This window comes from Ferrimonas pelagia (assembly GCF_039543565.1).
Lineage (GTDB): Bacteria > Pseudomonadota > Gammaproteobacteria > Enterobacterales > Shewanellaceae > Ferrimonas > Ferrimonas pelagia.
Window position 1 is genome coordinate 51690 of sequence record NZ_BAABJZ010000102.1, and the last position, 18864, is coordinate 70553.

15 protein-coding genes are annotated in these 18864 nt (G+C 60.9%); 7 read left to right on the plus strand and 8 right to left on the minus strand.

The window, feature by feature from the left end:
• Positions 1-71: 71 nt before the first annotated feature.
• From folB to ABEA08_RS18950, 3 genes are read left to right on the plus strand one after another with little or no spacing between them, the layout of a single operon-like run.
• Positions 72-428 (plus strand): dihydroneopterin aldolase, encoded by a 357-nt coding sequence (folB, locus tag ABEA08_RS18940; protein ID WP_345337020.1) that lies wholly within the window; start codon positions 72-74, stop codon positions 426-428.
• Positions 425-913 (plus strand): 2-amino-4-hydroxy-6-hydroxymethyldihydropteridine diphosphokinase, encoded by a 489-nt coding sequence (gene folK / locus ABEA08_RS18945; protein WP_345336973.1) that lies wholly within the window; start codon positions 425-427, stop codon positions 911-913. Before folB ends, folK begins: the two co-directional genes overlap by 4 nt.
• Before the next feature lie 27 nt (positions 914-940).
• Positions 941-1735 carry an undecaprenyl-diphosphate phosphatase gene (locus ABEA08_RS18950; RefSeq protein ID WP_345336974.1) on the plus strand — a complete coding sequence of 265 codons (795 nt, stop codon included), beginning with the start codon at positions 941-943 and terminating at the stop codon, positions 1733-1735.
• A 115-nt stretch (positions 1736-1850) separates the two neighbouring features.
• Here ABEA08_RS18950 and ABEA08_RS18955 read toward each other — a convergent pair whose 3' ends face one another.
• Positions 1851-3083: a multifunctional CCA addition/repair protein gene (locus ABEA08_RS18955; RefSeq protein WP_345336975.1), complete on the minus strand. Its 1233-nt coding sequence runs from the start codon at positions 3081-3083 to the stop codon at positions 1851-1853.
• Between the two features lie 108 nt (positions 3084-3191).
• On the opposite strand from ABEA08_RS18955, the gene ABEA08_RS18960 reads away from it, so the two are divergent.
• Positions 3192-4724, plus strand: a complete 1533-nt coding sequence (locus ABEA08_RS18960; protein ID WP_345336976.1) for an AAA family ATPase — start codon at positions 3192-3194, stop codon at positions 4722-4724.
• Positions 4724-5686, plus strand: coding sequence for a general secretion pathway protein GspB (locus tag ABEA08_RS18965; protein ID WP_345336977.1), 963 nt, complete (start codon positions 4724-4726; stop codon positions 5684-5686). Before ABEA08_RS18960 ends, ABEA08_RS18965 begins: the two co-directional genes overlap by 1 nt.
• A gap of 147 nt (positions 5687-5833) precedes the next feature.
• Here the strand turns inward: ABEA08_RS18965 and putA are convergent, their stop codons facing one another.
• From putA to ABEA08_RS18985, 4 genes are all read right to left on the minus strand, one after another.
• On the minus strand, positions 5834-9010 hold the full coding sequence (putA, locus tag ABEA08_RS18970; RefSeq protein WP_345336978.1) for a bifunctional proline dehydrogenase/L-glutamate gamma-semialdehyde dehydrogenase PutA: 3177 nt from the start codon (positions 9008-9010) through the stop codon (positions 5834-5836).
• 225 nt (positions 9011-9235) lie between these two features.
• Positions 9236-9823, minus strand: coding sequence for a TIGR04211 family SH3 domain-containing protein (locus tag ABEA08_RS18975; protein WP_345336979.1), 588 nt, complete (start codon positions 9821-9823; stop codon positions 9236-9238).
• A gap of 171 nt (positions 9824-9994) precedes the next feature.
• Positions 9995-11263: an inorganic phosphate transporter gene (locus ABEA08_RS18980; protein WP_345336980.1), complete on the minus strand. Its 1269-nt coding sequence runs from the start codon at positions 11261-11263 to the stop codon at positions 9995-9997.
• 42 nt (positions 11264-11305) lie between these two features.
• The gene (locus tag ABEA08_RS18985) at positions 11306-11983 is read right to left on the minus strand and encodes a TIGR00153 family protein (protein ID WP_345336981.1); all 678 of its coding nucleotides are present in this window, start codon (positions 11981-11983) and stop codon (positions 11306-11308) included.
• 226 nt (positions 11984-12209) lie between these two features.
• Between ABEA08_RS18985 and ABEA08_RS18990 the strand changes: the two genes are divergently transcribed.
• Positions 12210-13091: a CYTH domain-containing protein gene (locus ABEA08_RS18990; protein WP_345336982.1), complete on the plus strand. Its 882-nt coding sequence runs from the start codon at positions 12210-12212 to the stop codon at positions 13089-13091.
• Here ABEA08_RS18990 and ABEA08_RS18995 read toward each other — a convergent pair.
• Positions 13064-13846, minus strand: coding sequence for a potassium channel family protein (locus ABEA08_RS18995; protein ID WP_345336983.1), 783 nt, complete (start codon positions 13844-13846; stop codon positions 13064-13066). The genes ABEA08_RS18990 and ABEA08_RS18995 overlap by 28 nt on opposite strands.
• Entirely contained in the window at positions 13843-14751 is a 909-nt protein-coding gene (locus tag ABEA08_RS19000) for a DUF350 domain-containing protein (protein WP_345336984.1), read from the minus strand. Before ABEA08_RS19000 ends, ABEA08_RS18995 begins: the two co-directional genes overlap by 4 nt.
• 86 nt (positions 14752-14837) lie before the next feature.
• Here ABEA08_RS19000 and glnE point away from each other — a divergent pair, with 86 nt between their 5' ends.
• On the plus strand, positions 14838-17687 hold the full coding sequence (glnE, locus tag ABEA08_RS19005; protein ID WP_345336985.1) for a bifunctional [glutamate--ammonia ligase]-adenylyl-L-tyrosine phosphorylase/[glutamate--ammonia-ligase] adenylyltransferase: 2850 nt from the start codon (positions 14838-14840) through the stop codon (positions 17685-17687).
• Positions 17688-17802: 115 nt separating this feature from the next.
• On the opposite strand, the gene folE2 is transcribed toward glnE, so the two are convergent.
• On the minus strand, positions 17803-18732 hold the full coding sequence (gene folE2 / locus ABEA08_RS19010) for a GTP cyclohydrolase FolE2 (protein ID WP_345337021.1): 930 nt from the start codon (positions 18730-18732) through the stop codon (positions 17803-17805).
• Positions 18733-18864: the final 132 nt, after the last annotated feature.

An 18864-nucleotide genomic window follows, 5' to 3' on the forward strand; every position in this document is an offset into this window, starting at 1 on the left:
AAACGCGTGCTGAGCACGTGATTTAAGCCAACCTAGGGTATCTGACCCTTAGCCGGAGCGCCAGAGTGCACATGACCGACCAGGTGTTTATCGAAGGGCTCGAATGCCAGGCCGTGATCGGCGTATTCGAGTGGGAAAAGCAGATCCGCCAGCGATTGCTGATCGATTTAGTTATCCAGTGGGACAACCGACCCGCGGCGGCAGCGGACGATTATGCCCATGCCTTATGCTACGACACCGTGTCCAAGGCGGTGACGGCCTTGGTAGAGCAGCAGCCACATGAGTTGGTTGAGACGGTGGCGGAGAAGATCGCGGCGCTGATCCTAGAGCGGTTTGGCGCACCGGGCGTGCAGGTGCGTGTGGCCAAGCCGGGGGCTGTTGCCAATGCCAGCACCGTGGGTGTGCGGATCGAGCGACGGGCCTCATGAATCGGATCTTTATCAGTTTGGGTAGCAACATCGATGCCCACATTCATATCCGTAATGGCCTCGATGATCTGGCCCGTGACTTCGACCGAGTGCGGATCTCCACCGTGTTTGAAAGCGAAGCGGTCGGATTTGAAGGGGATAACTTTCTCAATCTGGTGGCGGAGGCCTACACCGAACTGCCTATCGAGCAGGTGGTGGCCCGTTTTAAGCAAATCGAGCAGGATCACGGCCGTTTAAGGGGGGCGAAGAAGTTTGCCTCACGGACGCTGGATCTGGATCTGCTGCTGTACGGCGATCATCAGTGTCAGCAGCCGGTTGAGCTGCCGCGCCCGGAGATCTTCCATAACGATTTTGTGCTGTGGCCCCTGTCGGAGCTATGGCCGGAGGGGATCCTACCCGGTGTCACAGACACCCTGGCGCAATTGTGGCAGGATCACCCTAAACAGCAGAAGTTGTGGCCAATCGCCTTTCACTGGCCAGAATAATTTTTTGATTTTACAAGGATAAAGTACGTGGATCCGATCCAGGCTATTGTCTTGGCCATTATCCAAGGCCTGACCGAATTTTTGCCCATCTCCAGCTCAGCCCACCTGATCCTGCCAGCCCAGCTGCTGGCCTGGGAAGATCAGGGACTGGCATTCGATATGATCACCCACGCCGGTACGCTGGCGGCGGTGATCATCTATTTCCGTAAGGATGTGGTGAGTCTGCTGACCAACTGGGGTCGCTCTTTGGCGGGTCATCATAACGAAGAGAGCCGGATGGCCTGGCTGATCATTCTGGCCACCATCCCGGCCGGCCTGGCGGGCTTGATGTTCAGCGACATTATCTCCACCGAGCTGCGCTCGACCACGGTGATCGCCTGCACCACGCTGCTGTACGGTTTGCTGATGTGGTACGCCGACTCGACCGCCAGTGAGCGTCGAGAGATGAAGGATCTGACCTGGCAGTTGGCGCTGCTGATCGGCTTGGCGCAGGCGCTGGCATTGATCCCAGGGACGTCCCGCTCCGGCGCGACCATCACCGCGGCCCTGTTGCTGGGCTTGACTCGCCTGTCTGCGGCGCGTTTCTCCTTCCTGCTGTCCATCCCCATCACTCTGGCGGCCAGCGGCTATGAGTCTTTGGGTCTGTTGAAGAACCCTGAGCCGGTGGACTGGTTCCCGCTGGCGTTGGGCGGGATCGTGGCCTTCTTCTCCGCCTATGCCTGTATCCATCTGTTCCTCAAGGCGATTGGTCGTATGGGTTTGTTCCCGTTCGTGGTCTATCGCTTGGCACTGGCGGCCATCCTGTTCGCGTTTTTCGTGTAACGCCTTAGGGATCTGAAAAAAGGGCACCGCTGCGCGGTGCCCTTTTTCGTGGATAGAAAACCGTGAATTGCGCGGAAACCAGACATGCACTGTCGACTTTAAAATCGGTGCCCGGTCATGAATTTGATTCGCGAGCTTTGAATTGGGCTAAGGCCAACAGGCGGCGCTGGCTCAGCTCCTCCCGGATGGCGGGGCCCTTGAAGCCATCGGCGACGATGGCTTTGACGCATACACGGTTGGCCGCGGCCAGAGCGCCTTGCAGGTAAGCCTGTGCCGGATAAGCAGCCTGTTGCTGATCCGGTCGGCCGATGGCATCCAGCCGACTGGCGTCCAGGGTGTGGCTGAAACGCTCCGGCTTGCGCCAGACATCGCAGCGATCAAACAGTTTCAGCAAGGTGCTGGGTTTCAGCGTCAGGGCACGATGCACATTGAGGTGTTGGGCACACACCTGCAGGGCCAGATCGCGCCACTCATTGGGGACACGCAGGCGCTCACACAGGGCCTTGACCGGCTTCAGCCCGGCGCTCTCATGGCCGATATGGCGGGGCCATTCGCTTTTTGGGGTGAGGGCCTTGCCCAGATCGTGGAGCAGCACCGCAAAGCGCACGCTGGGCGGCGCCTGCTCGGTGGCGGCAAGCTGCAGTGCCAGCAGGGTGTGCGCCAGTGCATCCAGGCCGCCATGATACGCCTCCGGTTGCGCTACGCCCTGCAACGCAGCGAGCTCGGGAAACAGTACGGCCAGTGCGCCGCATTGATGCAGGAGTTCAAAGTAGATCTCCGGGTTAGGCTCGGCAAGCGCCCGCTCGGTTTCCTGCCAGACGCGCTCGGCACTGAGGTGCGCCAGTTCACCGCTGTCGCTCAGCTGCTGCATCAGGCGCAGGGTTTGAGCGGCGACGGTGAAGCCTAGGTGGTGGAATCGCGCGGCAAAGCGGGCCACCCGCAGCACCCGGAGCGGATCCTCGACAAACGCAGGGGAGACGTGCCGCAGTATGCGGGCATTGAGATCGGCCATGCCACCATGGGGATCGTGCAACTGGCCTTCGCTATCACGGGCCATGGCATTGATGGTCAGATCGCGCCGGATCAGATCCTGCTCCAGCGTGACGGTGGGGGCGGCATCGAAATCAAACCCGCCGTAGCCGTAGCCGGTTTTGCGTTCGGTTCGGGCCAGTGCGTACTCTTCGCCGCTGTCTGGGTGCAGGAAGACCGGGAAACTCTTGCCGACCTGGCGAAACCCCTGTTGCTGCATCTGGGTGATGCTGGCGCCCACGACGAGGTGGTCGCGATCCTTGATGGGCAGGCCCAAGAGCGCATCGCGCACGGCGCCGCCGACTAAGTAGATCTTCACACTGTGATCCTCTGATTTTAACCGGATCATTATACCCGGCGGCGCTTTTGACAAGCCATGGGGATCGCCGTACCTTGGAGCCGACATCTCAGGACGACGTTCACTCGCATGTACAAAGGCTTCTATGGGCTCAACGACAGCCCGTTTTCTATTGCGCCGAATCCGGCATTTTTGTTTCTCAGTCCCCGTCACCGGGAGGCGCTGGCGCACCTGACCTATGGTTTAGGTGAAAATGGCGGTTTTGTCCTGCTCACCGGTGAGGTGGGGACGGGCAAGACCACGGTCTCTCGCAGCCTACTGGCGCAGCTGCCAGAAGACACGGATCTGGCCTTTATTCTCAATCCGGCGCTGACCGAAGCGGAGCTGTTGGCGACCCTGTGTGATGAGCTGGGGATCGCGTACGGCGAAGCGCCGAGCCTGAAGCAACTGACCGACAGGATCAGCGCGTTTTTGTTGGCCAATCACCAAGCCGGGCGCAAAACCTTGATGGTGATCGATGAAGCACAGCACCTTAAGGCTGAGGTGCTGGAGCAGCTGCGTCTCCTGACCAACTTAGAAACCGATACTCGCAAATTGCTGCAAGTGATCTTGATCGGCCAGCCCGAGTTGCAGGAACTGCTGCGACGCCAGGAGCTGCGTCAGTTGGCACAGCGGATCACCGCGCGCTATCACCTGCTGCCGTTGACCCGAGAGGAGGTGGCGGATTATTTGGCCCATCGCCTCAATGTGGCGGGACGGGCACAGCCGCTGTTTAAGCCGTCGGCGGTGAAGGCGGTGCACCGGCTCAGTGGCGGCGTGCCGCGGGTGATCAACTTGATCTGCGAACGTGCCCTGATGGGCGGCTTTGCCCAGCAGAAGCCGATGTTGGCGGCGGCGGACGTACAGGCTGCGGCGACGGAAGTGTTGGATCTGCCAAGGGTGCGGCGTCGTCCGTGGGGCTGGGGGTTGGCATCACTGCTGAGCGCGGCGCTGGGCTTTGTCACCGTGCAAGCGCTGGCCCCGGCGCCCGCCCCGGCTCCGGGGCTGACGCCCGTGGCGGCCACGGAGCTGGCGCAGTGGCCCGGCACGGAGCTGCAGGCGCTGCAAGGCCTGTTTCATCACTATGGGCTGACCGTGCCGGCGCACGATCCCTGCCGCGCCGCGGCGACCCTGAACCACGCTTGTCTGGATGAACTCGGCAGTTGGCAGCAGCTACTGGCGCTGGGCCGGCCGGCGGTGATCCGCCTGAGTGACGAGCAGCAGCGGCCTCGGTATGCCGCCTTGCTGCAATACGATCCGCACGCACGTCGCTGGTTGGTGCAGCTAGGCGAGCAACAGTTATGGTTGCAGCATGACTGGTTCGTGCGCCACTTTGAGGGCCGTTTTACCCTGCTCTGGCAACCGCCAAGCAGCTTGCCTGGGTTGATCGGGCCGGCGGCACCGCTGGGTCAGATCCAATGGCTGGAGAACCGTTTGGCTGCCTTGAATGAGCGTCCAGCCCGACTGTTGCAGAGCTACGATCCTGAGCTGGAGCGGATCTTGCGTCAGTTCCAACGTGAGCAGGGACTGGAGGCGGATGGGCTGGCCGGGCGCCAGACTTTGGAGCGGTTAAGTTTATTGGGGGCGTCGTCCGGCCCCCGTTTGGTCGAGGAGTCGAGCTGATGTCTTTGTTATTGGATGCGGTCAGTCGGCATCGGCATGATCAAGCCCAGCAAGGCGGCGTCGATCCGGCGTTGCTGGCGGCACTGCCGGTCAATAAGCCGATGCGACGCTTTCGTGGGATCTGGATCAGTCCTTTGCTAGCGCTGATGGTGGGTGGGGCGCTGGGCTGGGTGAGTTGGCCCAGTGCGTCTCCAGCCAGTCAGGTGGCGCCACCGGCGGCAGTGAGTTTAGCCGGGCGAATTGCCTTGCCGCTGCCGGTGGATCTGCAGGCAGCCAGCGCCAGCCCGGCCAGCGTCGAAGTCGCCCCTGCCCCCGCTCTCGCTGCGGACGCCGCCGGTGCCGTGACTTCGCCAGAGGTAGCGGCCAGTACGGCGGTAACCCGTCCGAGCGTTGAAGCGGAGGCGCCCACCGAGCCGGAGACCTCGCCTGCGCTGCAACGCGCGTTTGAGGCGGCCTTGGCGGATCTGAATATCGAGCCCGAGGCACCGGTTGAGCCGGAAGTGCCGCAGAGCGCCTTGCAGCAAGCGCTGGCGGCGGCCTTGGCACAGAGTGAGTTGGCCGAGGCCGAGACGACGCCAACCGCGGCTCAGTCCGAGCCCGAGTCTGAGCCCGTGCCGGCGCTCAGTTTTGAATTGCAGCAGAAGCTTTTGCAGGCGCAGCGTGACGTGGCAGCGGCCCAGCGCCAGCCGGCGCAGCCTGCCGAGCGTACCGTTGAGCCGACGGCGATCCCTAAGCTGGGGCAGATGCCATGGGCCTTCCAGAAGCGGCTGCCGGATCTGGATGTGACCGCCCATGTCTACGCCACTCGACCTGAGGATCGCTGGTTGCGTGCCAACGGTCGTGAGTTGCAGGAGGGGGATGAGGCGGCGCCAGGCCTGATCGTGACAGAGATCTTGCCAAGTGAGATCGTGCTGGAGATGGACGAGCAGAAGTTTCGCATTCCGGCCCTGGGCAGTATTTGAGGGCGCTTGAGAGCCGCCTGGCCTTGGCGTTCAGCGGCGTTAGGCTGACGCTCCGCGGTATGGGTGCAGCCGACTGAGAGTCGGCAAGACGCCATACACACAAAGCGAAGGCCTCGGCCTTCGCTTTTTTGTGCCCGCTCTGTTGCGTTAGCCGTCGCCGAGCGACAGCAGGGTGGTGTTGCCGCCGATGGCGGTGATGTTGTTGCTGATGGTTTTCTCGGTGATAAAGCGGGTCAGATAGTGGGGGCCACCGGCTTTGGGACCAGTGCCGGACAGGCCTTGGCCACCGAAAGGCTGGACGCCGACGACGGCCCCGATCTGGTTGCGGTTGATGTAGGCGTTGCCGGCGTTGATGGCGTGGGCCACCTTCAGGGCGCTGCCTTCGTTGCGACTGTGGATGCCGAAGGTTAGGCCAAAACCGGTGCCGTTGATCTGGGCGATCACCTGCTCGAGCTCGGCGGCGCGATAGCGGATCACATGCAGGATCGGACCAAAGTGTTCCTGCTCCAGCTGGTCGATGTGATCGATCTCGACCGCGGTGGGGGCAACAAAATGGCCGTGGGTACAGTCGTCCGAAAGCGGGGTTTGAGCGATCAAGCGGCCTTGCTGGCAGATCCGATCGATATGCGCCTGCAGATTGGCGCGGGCATTGGCGTCGATCACCGGACCCACATCGGTCTTGTATTGGGCGGGCAGGCCGACATGCAGCTCGGCCATTGCGCCTTTGAGCAGGGTCAGGACCCGATCGGCCACGTCGTCCTGCACATACAAGACCCGTAGGGCGGAGCAGCGTTGGCCGGCGCTCTGGAAGGCGGAATGCACCACATCGGTGATCACCTGCTCCGGCAGCGAGGTGGAGTCCACCAGCATGGCGTTTTGGCCGCCGGTTTCGGCAATTAAGGGAACGATGGCGCCTTCGCGTGCCGCCAGGCTGCGGTTGATCCTTTTGGCCGTTGCGGTGGAGCCGGTAAAGCAGATCCCGCTGATCCGCTCATCGTTGGTCAGGCGCGGACCGATCTCTGCGCCTCGGCCCGGCAGCAGTTGCAATACATCGCCGGGGATCCCGGCCTGGTGCGCCAGCTCGGTGGCGCGGAAGGCGACCAGGTTGGTCTGCTCGGCGGGCTTGGCGATGACGCTGTTGCCGGTCACCAGCGCGGCAACCACCTGACCGAGGAAGATCGCCAACGGGAAGTTCCATGGACTGATACACAGGAAGGTGCCACGGCCCTGCAGCATCAGTTCGTTGCGTTCACCGGTGGGGCCGGGAAGCCGAGTTGGGGTGCTCATCATCTCGCGTGCTTGCACCGCATAATAGCGACAGAAGTCGACCGCCTCTCTGATCTCATCGATGCCGTCCTGCAGCCCTTTGCCCGCTTCGCGGGTGCACAGGGCGATCAGCTCCGCTTCGTTGTCTTCCAGCAGATCCGCCAGCCGCTCGATGGCGGCAGCCCGTGTCGCCACGGGTTGTGCATCCCAATGGGGGAAGGCTGCAGTGGCGCGCACCAGCGCCTCTTCGATCTCATCTTCGTGGCTGAAGTGGACTTGGCCGACCGTGGTGCGGCTATCGAATGGGCTGCTCACCGCTTGGGCTTCGCCGCGATGACGGATCTCGCCGTCGATCAGCGGGCCACCTTGCCACTGATGTTGGTGAAACGCTTTGATCTGAGCGAAGAAGGGCTGGGCTTGGGCGGCTATGTTCATATTCAGTCCTTTTGAATTAACGCGCGTTTTACCGAAGATCCCCGCCGGTTGTGGGATCCGATGGTTGGCCAGGCTGGGGGCGGCCTTCAGCGTCTGAAGTGGATGCGTGATCAGGCTGTCGATCGGGGTATTGGGATCGACCAGTTTGTGGACAAAGGAGGTATTGGCCCCGTTCTCCAACAGGCGGCGTACCAGGTAGGGCAGCAGATCCTTATGGGCACCGACCGGGGCGTAGATCCGCACCTTCAGGCCAGGAACCTCTTGCAACAAGGTGTCGTACAGCTCCTGCCCCATGCCGTGCAGACGTTGAAACTCAAAATCCCGCTCACCGGCTAAGGTGAGCAGCGTGGCGGCGGTCTGCGCGTTGTGGCTGGCAAACTGGGGATAGATCCGGCCTAAGGTGGCGTCACTGAGCAGGTAGCGGGCGCACGCCAGATAGGACACGTCAGTGCCGGCTTTGCGGGTGAACACCGGGTAGCCGTCGTAGCCGCCCTGTTGCGCCCACTTTATCTCACTGTCCCAGTAGGCGCCTTTGACCAGGCGCAGAGGGATCAGATCCCCCTGCTCGCCAGCCAAGGCATTCACCCAGGCCAAGACCGGCAGGGCTCGTTTGGAGTAGGCCTGCACCACCAGTCCCAGATTGCCCCAGCCCTGAGTCTGCGGCGCCCGGTAGAGTGCTTCAAACAGCTTGAGCGATAGCTCAAGGCGATCGGCCTCTTCGGCGTCAATGGAGATCCCCACATCGACGCGTCGCGCCAGCTCGATCAGCGCCAGGACCGTGGCTTTGAGCTCGACTAGGACGCGCTGCTCGTTGGCCACCTCATAGCGCGGGTGCAGTGCCGACAGCTTGATGGAGATGGTGGGCCGTGGCGCTTGGCTGGGATCGTAACTGTGGTTGCCCAGCGCGACGATGGCCTGGCGGTATTCCTGCAGGTAGCGATCGGCGTCGTCCCGGGTCAGGCCGGCTTCCCCCAACATGTCGTAGGAGTGGGTATAGCCCAAGGCCCGGTTGTCTTCGCTGTGACTTAGTGCCTCGCCGATATCCCGGCCCAGCACGAACTGCTTGCCCATGATCTTCATGGCGGCGTACATCGCCTGGCGGATCACCGGTTCGCCCATCTTATTGACCAGACGGCTGAGTAGGCCGGCGGGCGAACCGTCGACGTTTTTATCCAGCGTGACCAGCTTGCCGGTGAGCATCAGGCCCCAGGTGGACGCATTGACCAGCAATGAGTCGCTGCCCTTAAGGTGCTTGCCCCAGTTGGCGCCCGACAGCTTGTCCTCGATCAGCGCGTCGGCAGTCGCCGCATCGGGGATCCGCAACAGCGCTTCGGCCAAACACATCAGGATGATCCCCTCCTGTGTTTCCAGGCTGTATTGCTGCAGGAAGGCGTCGATCCCGACATTCAACCCCTTCTTCTCAAACTGACGCACCTTGGCCACCATCTGGTGGGCGCGCTCAGTGATCTGAGCGATCTGCTCCGGCTCATCGGGCACGAGTTTGAGCAGGTGTTGCAGGTAGCTGGATTCGTCCACGCTGTAGTTGGCGCTGATGGCGTCAAACAGCTCGGACAGAGGGGGAGAGGGGCGCTGGGCATCGAGCAGTGGACTGGGATCAAACATGGGCATTCCTCGTCGGCACCGGCCTAGGGTGCGTTTCCATTTTGTATACAATGTTTGGATCGAGGTCGCAGTATATCGCCAAAGTGTGAGCGGAAGTAGTGCTAGGGCAAAGGGCAGAAAGGGGCTGGGTAGGAAAGAAAATGAAACGCCGGAACCGGCTGGGATTAATAACAGAAAACAGGCCAGAAAGGCCTGTTTTCGATAGCTTTACCTAGGTGGCTTAGCTTACATCCAGTGGTCGTTTTTCTTGCGACGTTTTGGACGTGGCAGATACGCCAAGATCAAGCCAAGCACCAGACCGACACCGCCGATGGCGCCACCCTGCTTGAGCCAGATAAAGCGCTCATTGTTCTGCAGCGTGCTGACCTGTGCCTTGAGACGCTCATTCTCGCTGGTGACACTCTCAAGCTGGCGCTGTTGGCTGATATTGGCCTCTTGCTGCTGACTGCTGGCGCCCGCCAGTTCATCGCGCTCGGCGGTGATCTTAGCCAGCTGGGCACGGGTGTCTGCCAGTGCCGTTTCCAGCTTAGGTACCTGAGTGCGGAAGCTGGGACCGGCGCTGAGAAACTCGCTGCGGATCCAGCCGGTACGGCCTTGGCTGTCACGCACCTTGCTGAAATCACCTGAGCTCTCATTCAATGAGGTCAGGCCTTCGCCGGCTTTGACGCTGCCCAGGATCCGAAACTGGGTGCTGGGACCGGCTTGTAAGTAGATGTACACGTCTTCCGAGACGGAGTGCTTTGCTTCCTGCGCGAAACTCTGGATGCTGAAGGCGCTCAGGCACAACAGCAGAGTGGTAATGCGTTTTAACATAGTTTTTCGACCCGAATTGTGGGGAGCCCATGCTAGGAGATCGACACTGAGGTGACAAGCCTTAAACCGGGAAAATCAGTCGCTGGCGCGTCCGGACTGTGACAAAGGCTTGAACTTTGTTCGCAAGATCAAAAAAGGGGCCTTTCGGCCCCTTTTGTCGTGCGACTGGATTTAGCTCATGATGGTGCGGATCACCGTGAAGATCACGATGGACAGAGCCGCACCAGCAGGCAGGGTGATGACCCAGCTCACCACGATGTTGCGCACCACACCCAGGTTCAGCGCGGCGATCCCGCGGGCCATACCGACACCCAGTACCGCACCGACCAAGGTTTGGGTGGTGGAGATCGGCAGACCGGTACCGGAGGCGATCACCACGGTCGAAGCGGCAGCCAGCTCGGCGGCAAAACCACGGCTTGGGGTCAGGTGGGTGATCTTGGTGCCGATGGTGGCGATCACGCGTTTACCCAGGATGGCTAGACCGGCGACGATACCGATGGCACCCAGCGGCAGGATCCACCATACCAGCGGGGCTTTATCTGGGATCTCACCGCCCGCTTGAACAATGGTAACCACAGCGGCCAGAGGGCCGATGGCGTTGGCCACGTCGTTCGAGCCGTGGGCAAAAGCCATACAACAGGCGGTGGCGACCATCAGGATGCCGAACACCTTCTCGACGTTGCCAAACTGGGTGTCACGATCCGCTTTCGGATCGAACTTCAGGCGGCTGATGGCCACTTTACCGATCATGCCGATGGCAGCAGCCAAGGCCAGTGACAGGCCGTAGGCTTCCAGGGTAGAGAAGTTCATACCCAGGTGACGCAGACCCTTTGTCACGGTAACCAGTGCCATGATAAAGGCGGCAAAGGCCATGTAATAAGGCACGTAACGCTTGGCGTTTTCCAGCGGCTTATCGGTGTCAAAGATCAGCTTTTGCGCGGTCTGGAAGATCAGGTAGGCAATGAAACCGGAGATGGCCGGAGTGATGATCCAGGAGCCAACGATACCCGCGACTTTGCCCCAGGCAACCACTTCGGTGCCCACGCCGACCGCGGCGAAGCCAATGATGGCGCCGATGATGGAGTGGGTGGTGGAAACAGGCCAGCCCAACCAGGAGGCGGCGACCAGCCAGACACCCGCCGCAAGCAGCGCGGAGATCATGCCGTACACCATCAACTCAGGCTGATGGGTAAAGTAGCTGGCATCGATGATGCCACTGCGGATGGTGTTGGTCACCTCGCCACCGGCCAAATAGGCCCCGGCAAATTCAAACACCATCGCGATGATGATGGCTTGCTTGATGGTCAGTGCGCCGGAGCCCACGGAGGTGCCCATTGCGTTTGCGACGTCGTTGGCGCCGATACCGAAGGCCATCAAAAAGCCAAACAGTGCCGCGGCGAGGATCAGCCACGGGCCATTAGTTACCAGTACTTCTACCATGGTAAAACCTTGTTAAGGAAACCTATTTAAATCGGGTATGGGTTAGGAACGAGCCAGCATGAGTTCCAGACGGGCGCCGACGCGCTCGGCCAGATCAGCCAGATCACCGATCCACTCGAGGATCTTGTAGAGGAACATCACATCCACCGCATTGAGCTCGCTTTCCAGCTGAAACAATTGGCGACGGAGTTGAATTTGCATGGAGTCGGTGTCGTCTTCGATGGTATCCAGTTGCTGGATCATCTCTTCCACCAGTTTGACTTCACGACCGCGGAAACCGGTTTCCAGCAGATCATCAAGTTCGTTAATGGCTTTATCGGCTTGCAGGACGGCGTCGATGCAACGCTCCACATAGGCGCGGAAGGTTTCTTGCATCGGCTCTGGGATCAGCATCTCACGACCGATCACGCGGCCGGCGATATCCTTGGCCTTGTTGGCGATCTTGTCTTGTTGGGTCACCATCTCTAGCAGATCGGTGCGCTGTACCGGCATGAAGATCCCGCTAGGCAGGCCCATGCGGATCTCGCGCTTGAGGGTATCCGCGTCACGCTCCAGCTGGCTGATCTCTTTTTGCAGCTTGGTGGCTGTGTCCCAATCTTTGGCCAAAACGGCGTCAAAGAAAGGAGTCAGCAATTTTGCTGACGCGCTGATCTTCGCAATGTGTTGTTCAAGCGGTTTAATTGGCGACTTCGCGAAGACGCCCAAGAAATTTACCGGCATGGCCTTTATCCTGAATGGTGCCTGATTGTTTGGCGAGCGAATCATACTCATTTGAAGAGAATCCGCAACACGTAATCTGGTGCATAAAAAACCTTAGTCTAAGTCAGAACCCGACAAGAGTGGGGATTTTGACGAACCGTAATCTATGGCAGTTATATGACAGCTATATGACAGTGTGACAATCAAATGACATCGCGCTGAATTGTTTATGAAAAATGGAGTGTCCATGGAGATCGAGATCAAGCTTTTGTTGAATGATCCCAAGCAAATTTCGGAATTGGCGCAATGTCGATGGCCAGGTGCGCTGAGTGTGATAACCCGCTCAGATCTTGGAAATTGTTATTTTGACACCCCGGATCTGGCGCTAAGACGCTTGGATATGGGGCTGCGGATCCGTCGCAGTGGTGAGCAGCGGGAGCAGACGCTCAAGACGCGAGGGCGGGTGGTGGGCGGCTTGCACGCTCGGCCGGAGTACAATGTGCCGATCGGATCCGACCATCCAGATCTGTCGCAGTTTCCCGAAACCCTGTGGACACCGGGCCAGTGTCAAGGGATCCAGCAGCAGCTGTTCGCTCAGTTCCAAACCGATTTTATGCGGGAGTCTGCGCGATTGCGCTGGCAAGGCAGCGAGGTCGAGTTGGCATTGGATAAGGGCCAGATCCACGCGGGTGCGCTCAGCGATCCCATCAACGAGCTGGAGCTGGAGTTGGTGCAGGGGGATCCGGCGGTATTGCTGGACTTGACCGAGCAACTGATGACGGCGCAGCCGCTGCGTTTGGGGCTGGACTCCAAGGCGGCGCGGGGCTATCGCCTAGCCGGGCTGCAACCGGAGGCCGAGATCGTCACGCAATGGGCGGATGAGCCAGGGGCGTTGCTGCACGCTTGGCAGCGCAATGAAGCCCGGCTGATGGCGGGTGAGCTGGCCGCGGCTGAGCCGTTAGGCCGGGTGTTACAAGCCCAGAGCGAGCAGGCGCCTTGGATGCGCGCGCTGCTGAGCGAGTTTGACCTGCGCCCCCGCCAAGCGCTGACTCAGCTGCAGGCCGACCGCCGTTATGGCTTGGCTCAACTGACGCTCTTGCGTCAGCTGCTGTCGTCCGACTCCGAGTGAGTGGGGGTGTCACCACGCTGATCATTGCGCGCCAGTTGTTGCCGAAGGGCGCGGATCTCGTCGAGTAGGGCGGCTTGCTGCCGCTCCAGTTGGCTGAGCTTGTCGTGTTCTTCGGCGCTGTCTTGGCTGACGAAGACCGAGGCCAGATAGCCGGCGACCACGCCAAAGAAGCTGACGCCGGTGATGATCACCACGGCCGAGATAATGCGCCCGCCCAGGGTGACCGGATAGTAGTCGCCATAGCCGACGGTGGAGATGGTGATCAGCGCCCACCAGATCGCCGCTTCGGCGGAATCGATATTGGCACCAGGCTCGCCCTCCTCCACCAGTAAGATCAACACCGAGGCCAAGGTGATGATGGTGAGCATGGCCAGCATCAGGCTGGTTAGGGTGGTTTCCTGTTTTTGTCGCAGGATCGGGATCAGGACCGAGCGGCTCATCTTGATCAGTCGAAACACCCTTAGGATCTGGAAGATCCGGGCGTAGCGCAGCGGCTCAATGGCGGGAATGGAGGCGACCAGATCGATCCAGTGCTGGCGAAAGTAGGTCTTACGGTCGTCGGCGCGGAGTAGGCCGTAGAAAAAATGGCTGATGAAGATCAGGCAGATGACCAGATCGACCACCATCAACACCCGGGTGGTTTCGGCGGAGGGATCGCTAAAGGCGATCGCCAGCACGACCGCCACGGCAAGCAGCGAGAGCGCCATCATCCCCAGCTCTTTTGGGGTGAGCTCTGACTCGGGGTGTTGTTTCATGGCTGGATCAACTGGCTGAGCAGGTAAGCTGCGGCAAACACCAGTGCCCCTTCGAGGGCGGCGATCCCGGCGTTATTCTGCAGCTCCACCTCCAGTCCTATCTTCACCCTGGCCAGCACCAGTTGGCGTAACAGGGTCGAGATCACGATCAGCAGCGCGAGCCCCAGCAGGGCCCAGCCGAGCCAGGCGGCCATGGTGATCATCGGCATGCTGGCCTGATAGGGCTGGAAGTGGCCGGCGGTTTGGATGGTCAGGCTGGACGCCAACAGGTAACCGCTGTGGCGCAGTGCCACAGGGCGATGATCTTGTGCCAGCGCCCGTTGCAGGCTGCCCCCTTGATTGCTGCGGCGGTAACGACGCTCGAGCAGGCGGGTGATCAGCACCAGAAAACAGATGGCGATAAAGAAGTTAAACATCAGCAGGGGCATGGCGGTGAGGCTCAGATGGCCCAGCCACAGCAGCATCCCCTTCAATACCATGGCGATGGAGATCGCGACCGCGCCATCCACCAGCGCCATGGCGACATTCCCCTCGAGGATCAACTGGCGCTTATCGACGTGGTTCAAGCCCCATTTGTCGTACCACCAGCGTCCGGCGCGGATCAGCAGCAGCGCGGCCAGACCTAAGCCAAACACCCAGAGTAGGTTGAGCCAAAGCTCGGGCTGGCGGGGCAATTGGAAGACCCCGGACAGGGCAATGGCCAGCGCGATCATGCCGCCTGCGACGCTGATCCCAAAGGCAATGTTATCCCGATCGGCCAGCTCTTCGGTGCTGTTGACCCCGGAAAACCAGCCATGGCTGAAGCGGGCGAGCACGAACAGCAGTACCGCCACCGCCAATTCGGTCAGTATGCTGATCACCGGCAGGGCCGGTTGCAGGCTGTCGAACCACTCCATCAAGTTCATGGCTGCGTCTCCTCTTTGTCGTTAGCCTCATGGTAAAGTGGGCCAACAACTTCCATCCAAATGATTGCTAAACAGGACGTTACATTATGACCAGCGTACCACTCGACAACAAGCTCAGCGCGGAGTTACGGCGACAGGCTGAGCGCCAGTGGCAGCGGCTCGATGAGACGATAGTGGCACAATTGAGTGAGTCGCAACGCCTGCAATTGGTGCGGACTCTGGCGTTGTCTGAGTTTGCTGGGCATGTACTGGCCCGGGATCCGCAGTGGCTAGAGGCGCTGTTTGTCGATGATGCCCTGGCCCAGAGCGAACGCACAGGCCAATACCGCTCGCAGCTCGATGCGGTGCTGGCTCCCTGTTCCAACGAGGCTGAGGCCAGCCAAGCCCTGCGACGCTTCCGCAATCGGGAGCAGTGTCGCATCGCCATGCGCGATCTGCTGGGGTTGGCGACGGTGGACGAGGCGCTGGCGCATATCTCGGCGTTGGCCGAGCAGATCATCGCCGCCACGCGCGATTTCTTGGTGACGCTGCAGGCGCCACTGTGGGGCCGTCCTCACTGTGATGATGGTACGCCGCAACGCTTGATGATCCTAGGAATGGGCAAGCTCGGAGGTGGCGAACTCAATTTCTCCTCTGACATCGATCTGATCTTCTGCTACCCCGAGCATGGCCAAACCGTTGGCGGGCGCAAGCAGTTGGATAACCAGCAGTACTTTATCCGGTTGGGGCAGAAGCTGATCGGCCTGTTGTCGCAGTTGAATGCCGACGGTTTCTGCTATCGGGTCGACATGCGGTTGCGCCCCTTTGGCGAGGCGGGTCCTTTGGTGGTCTCGCTGGCGGCGATGGAGGACTACTACCAGGAGCAGGGGCGGGAGTGGGAGCGTTACGCCATGGTGAAGGCGCGCCTGATGGGGCCAGAGGGGGATGAGCAGCAACAAGTGGATGAGCTGCTGCGCCCCTTCGTTTACCGGCGCTACCTAGACTACTCCGCCATCGATGCGCTGCGCCGGATGAAGGAGCTGATCGAAACCCAACTGCGGCGGCAGGCGGTGGCCCACAACATTAAGCTGGGGCGCGGCGGGATCCGCGAGGTGGAGTTTGTGGTGCAGAGCCATCAGTTGATCCGTGGCGGCCGTGAGCCCGGGCTGCGGGGTCAGGCGTTGTTGCCGGTGTTGGCGGAGCTGGATCGCTTAGGGCTGATCCCCAGCCGGGATCGGCATAAGCTGGAGCAGGGCTATCGCGTGCTGCGTGCGGTGGAGAACCGCTTGCAGGCGCAAGGCGACAAACAGACCCAGCTCTTACCCGAGTGCGAGGACGATCGGCTGCGGCTGGCGCTGGCGATGGGGTATGACCATGTGGAGACCTTGATGGAGGCGATCGCCGCGGCCATGGCGGGGATCCATCAGGTGTTTAAGGCCACCATTGGCGATGGTCAGAGTGATGACTGCGATCTGGGCTCCCTGCCGCTGCTGTGGCAGGACGACAGTGGCAGCCTGGATGGGGAGGCCCTGCTGCAGGAGCAGGGGCTGGATCCGGCGTTGTGGCCTGAGCTCCAGGCGGCACAAACCGAGTTTGCCCGTCGCCGGGTGGGGCCGCGTGGCCGCGAGGCACTCGATAAGCTGATCCCACACCTGTTGCAGGAATTGACCCGGCAGGGGGGCTCTGTGGCGCTGTGGCAGCGGTTGATGACGGTGCTCACCCCGATCCTGAGCCGAACCACCTATCTCGAGCTGCTGCTGGAGAAGGCCGGTGCCCGTCGTCAGCTCACCACCTTGTGCGCCGCCAGCCCTTGGATCGCTCAGCAACTTGCGCGTTACCCGATCTTGCTCGATGAGCTGATCGATCCGGTGGCGCTGTATCAGCCCCTGCCGTCGGCAGGCTACGCCGCCGAACTGCGTGAGTTTATGCTGCGGGTGCCGGAGGAGGATCTGGAGCTGCAGATGGAGGCGCTGCGCCAATTTAAGCAGGCGCAGCAGCTGCGGATCGCGGCGGCCGATGTTACTCGGGTGCTGCCGGTGATGAAGGTGAGCGACCACCTTTCCTGGCTGGCGGAGGCGATCATCGAGAAGGTGGTGGATCTGGCCTGGCAGCAGATCAGCGAGCGTCATGGTCAGCCCAGCGGTTTGGCCCCGGGCCAGCGCGGCTTTGCGGTGATCGGCTATGGCAAACTGGGCGGACTGGAGCTGGGCTACGGCTCGGATCTGGATCTGGTGTTCCTGCATCAGGGCCAAAGTGGTGCGACCGATGGGGCCAAGTCGATCGACAATGGCCACTTTTACATCAAGCTGGCACAGCGGATCTTGCACCTGTTTGCCACCCGGACGGTGTCCGGGGTGCTGTACGAGGTGGATATGCGGCTGCGTCCTTCGGGCAGCAGCGGCTTGCTGGTCAGCCCGATCGAAGGGTTTGAGCGCTATCAGCAGGAGGATGCCTGGACTTGGGAGCATCAGGCGCTGGTGCGCGCTCGCTTTATCTATGGCGACGATCCTCTGGCGGCGCGGTTTGCCCGCTTACGCCGTGAGGTGTTATGTCGCCCACGGGATCTCGCCGCGTTGCGGGAGCAGGTGGTGAAGATGCGCCAGAAGATGCGTGATCATCTGGATAAGGGCAACGCCGAGCGGTTTGATCTGAAGCAGGGGCGGGGCGGGATCACCGACATCGAATTTATCACCCAATATCTGGTGTTGAGCCAGGCCCATGGCTCACCGACGCTGGCGACCTGGTCGGATAATGTGCGGATCCTGGAGTCCGCCTTGATGGTCGATAAGTTGACGCCACAGCAGGCGGACCTACTCAGCGAAACTTACAAAGAGCTGCGCAACACCAATCATCATCAGGTGCTGGCGGATCAGACCGGTCCGGTAGCCCTGGCCGAGCGGCCGGAGCACTGCGATGCAGTGGCACAGCTGTGGCAGCATATGCTGCAAGAGGCGTAAGCGCCGGGAGCCAGGTAACGCCGAGGCGGGCTCTCCCGTGCCTTGGCGTTCGCCCAAGCCGTGCGATCAAAAAAGGGAAGCCCGCTGGGCTTCCCTTTTTCTTGCGAACAACGGCTTAGCAGGGCTGGTAGCCGCCTTCAACGCCTTTGGTGGCAACCGCCACGGCGTCGTGGGCGTGCAGGCTTTCCAAGTGATTGACTCGTAGCCAGAAATCGTCGAACTGGGCCTGTTCATCCAAAGCAAACTTGACGCGACGAGCCGCGTCCTCGACGAACATCAGGTTTTGCCCATTCAGGCGGGCAAACTCCTGTTCATCTTCACGCTTCACCGCGGCTTGTACCGGGGTCTTTACCGCCCCCTCGATGGCATTGACCAGGGTTTGGATCGGCAGGGCGATCTGCGTTTCGTTCAGGCGTACCTTGATCTGCGCCAGCGAGCGTTGGCTGTGTGGGGTCGCCACGATGCCATTGGTGCTGCCAAGCCAGCGGTGCACCAGCTCGGTATCGACGCGCTCTTCACCGTGGAACTGGTGCTCGAACGCTTCCTGGATCAATTGACGGGCCAGAGCGGCGGAGCACGGGCAGGTGGAGGAGTACGCCACTTCCACTTCCAATTCTAAGGCCAGTTGGCCCTTATCCAGTCGCCCAGTCAGGGTCACGGGATAGTTGCGCCAGCCCTCATTGCCGGATAGCAGGGCGGGACGGCGCATGTGGTAGTCGAACTGGAATTTCACAAAGGCCTGATCTGACAGGTCTTCGTGGGTGCGGATAAAGTCCTGCAGCAGCGCCTTGAGGCTGTGCAAGTTCAAGGTATCCGTCAGGGACAGTCTATCCAGCGCCAGATACAGGCGGGACATGTGGATCCCTTTAGCATGGGCCTTTGGCAGGTTGACAAAGGCTTCGACCCGGGCGCTGATCGGGCGCGGCTCATCGGCGTCGGTGACTACCGTAAGCGGCAGCTCGATCTCACTCATGCCGACCCAGTCGAGCGTGCCGCTGATCTGGGCTTTGGCACTGCTGGCCACGTCAGGCATAAGGGTTGGCACTGAGGGGTTGTCTGTCATCGGTCACGACCCTGATACTTCAATTTGCGCGGATTATAACACGCTGTGATCTAGGGCTCATTGAGAAAAAGCGAATGAGCCAATAGACGAGCTGCGTTCAGAATTTTGCCGGGG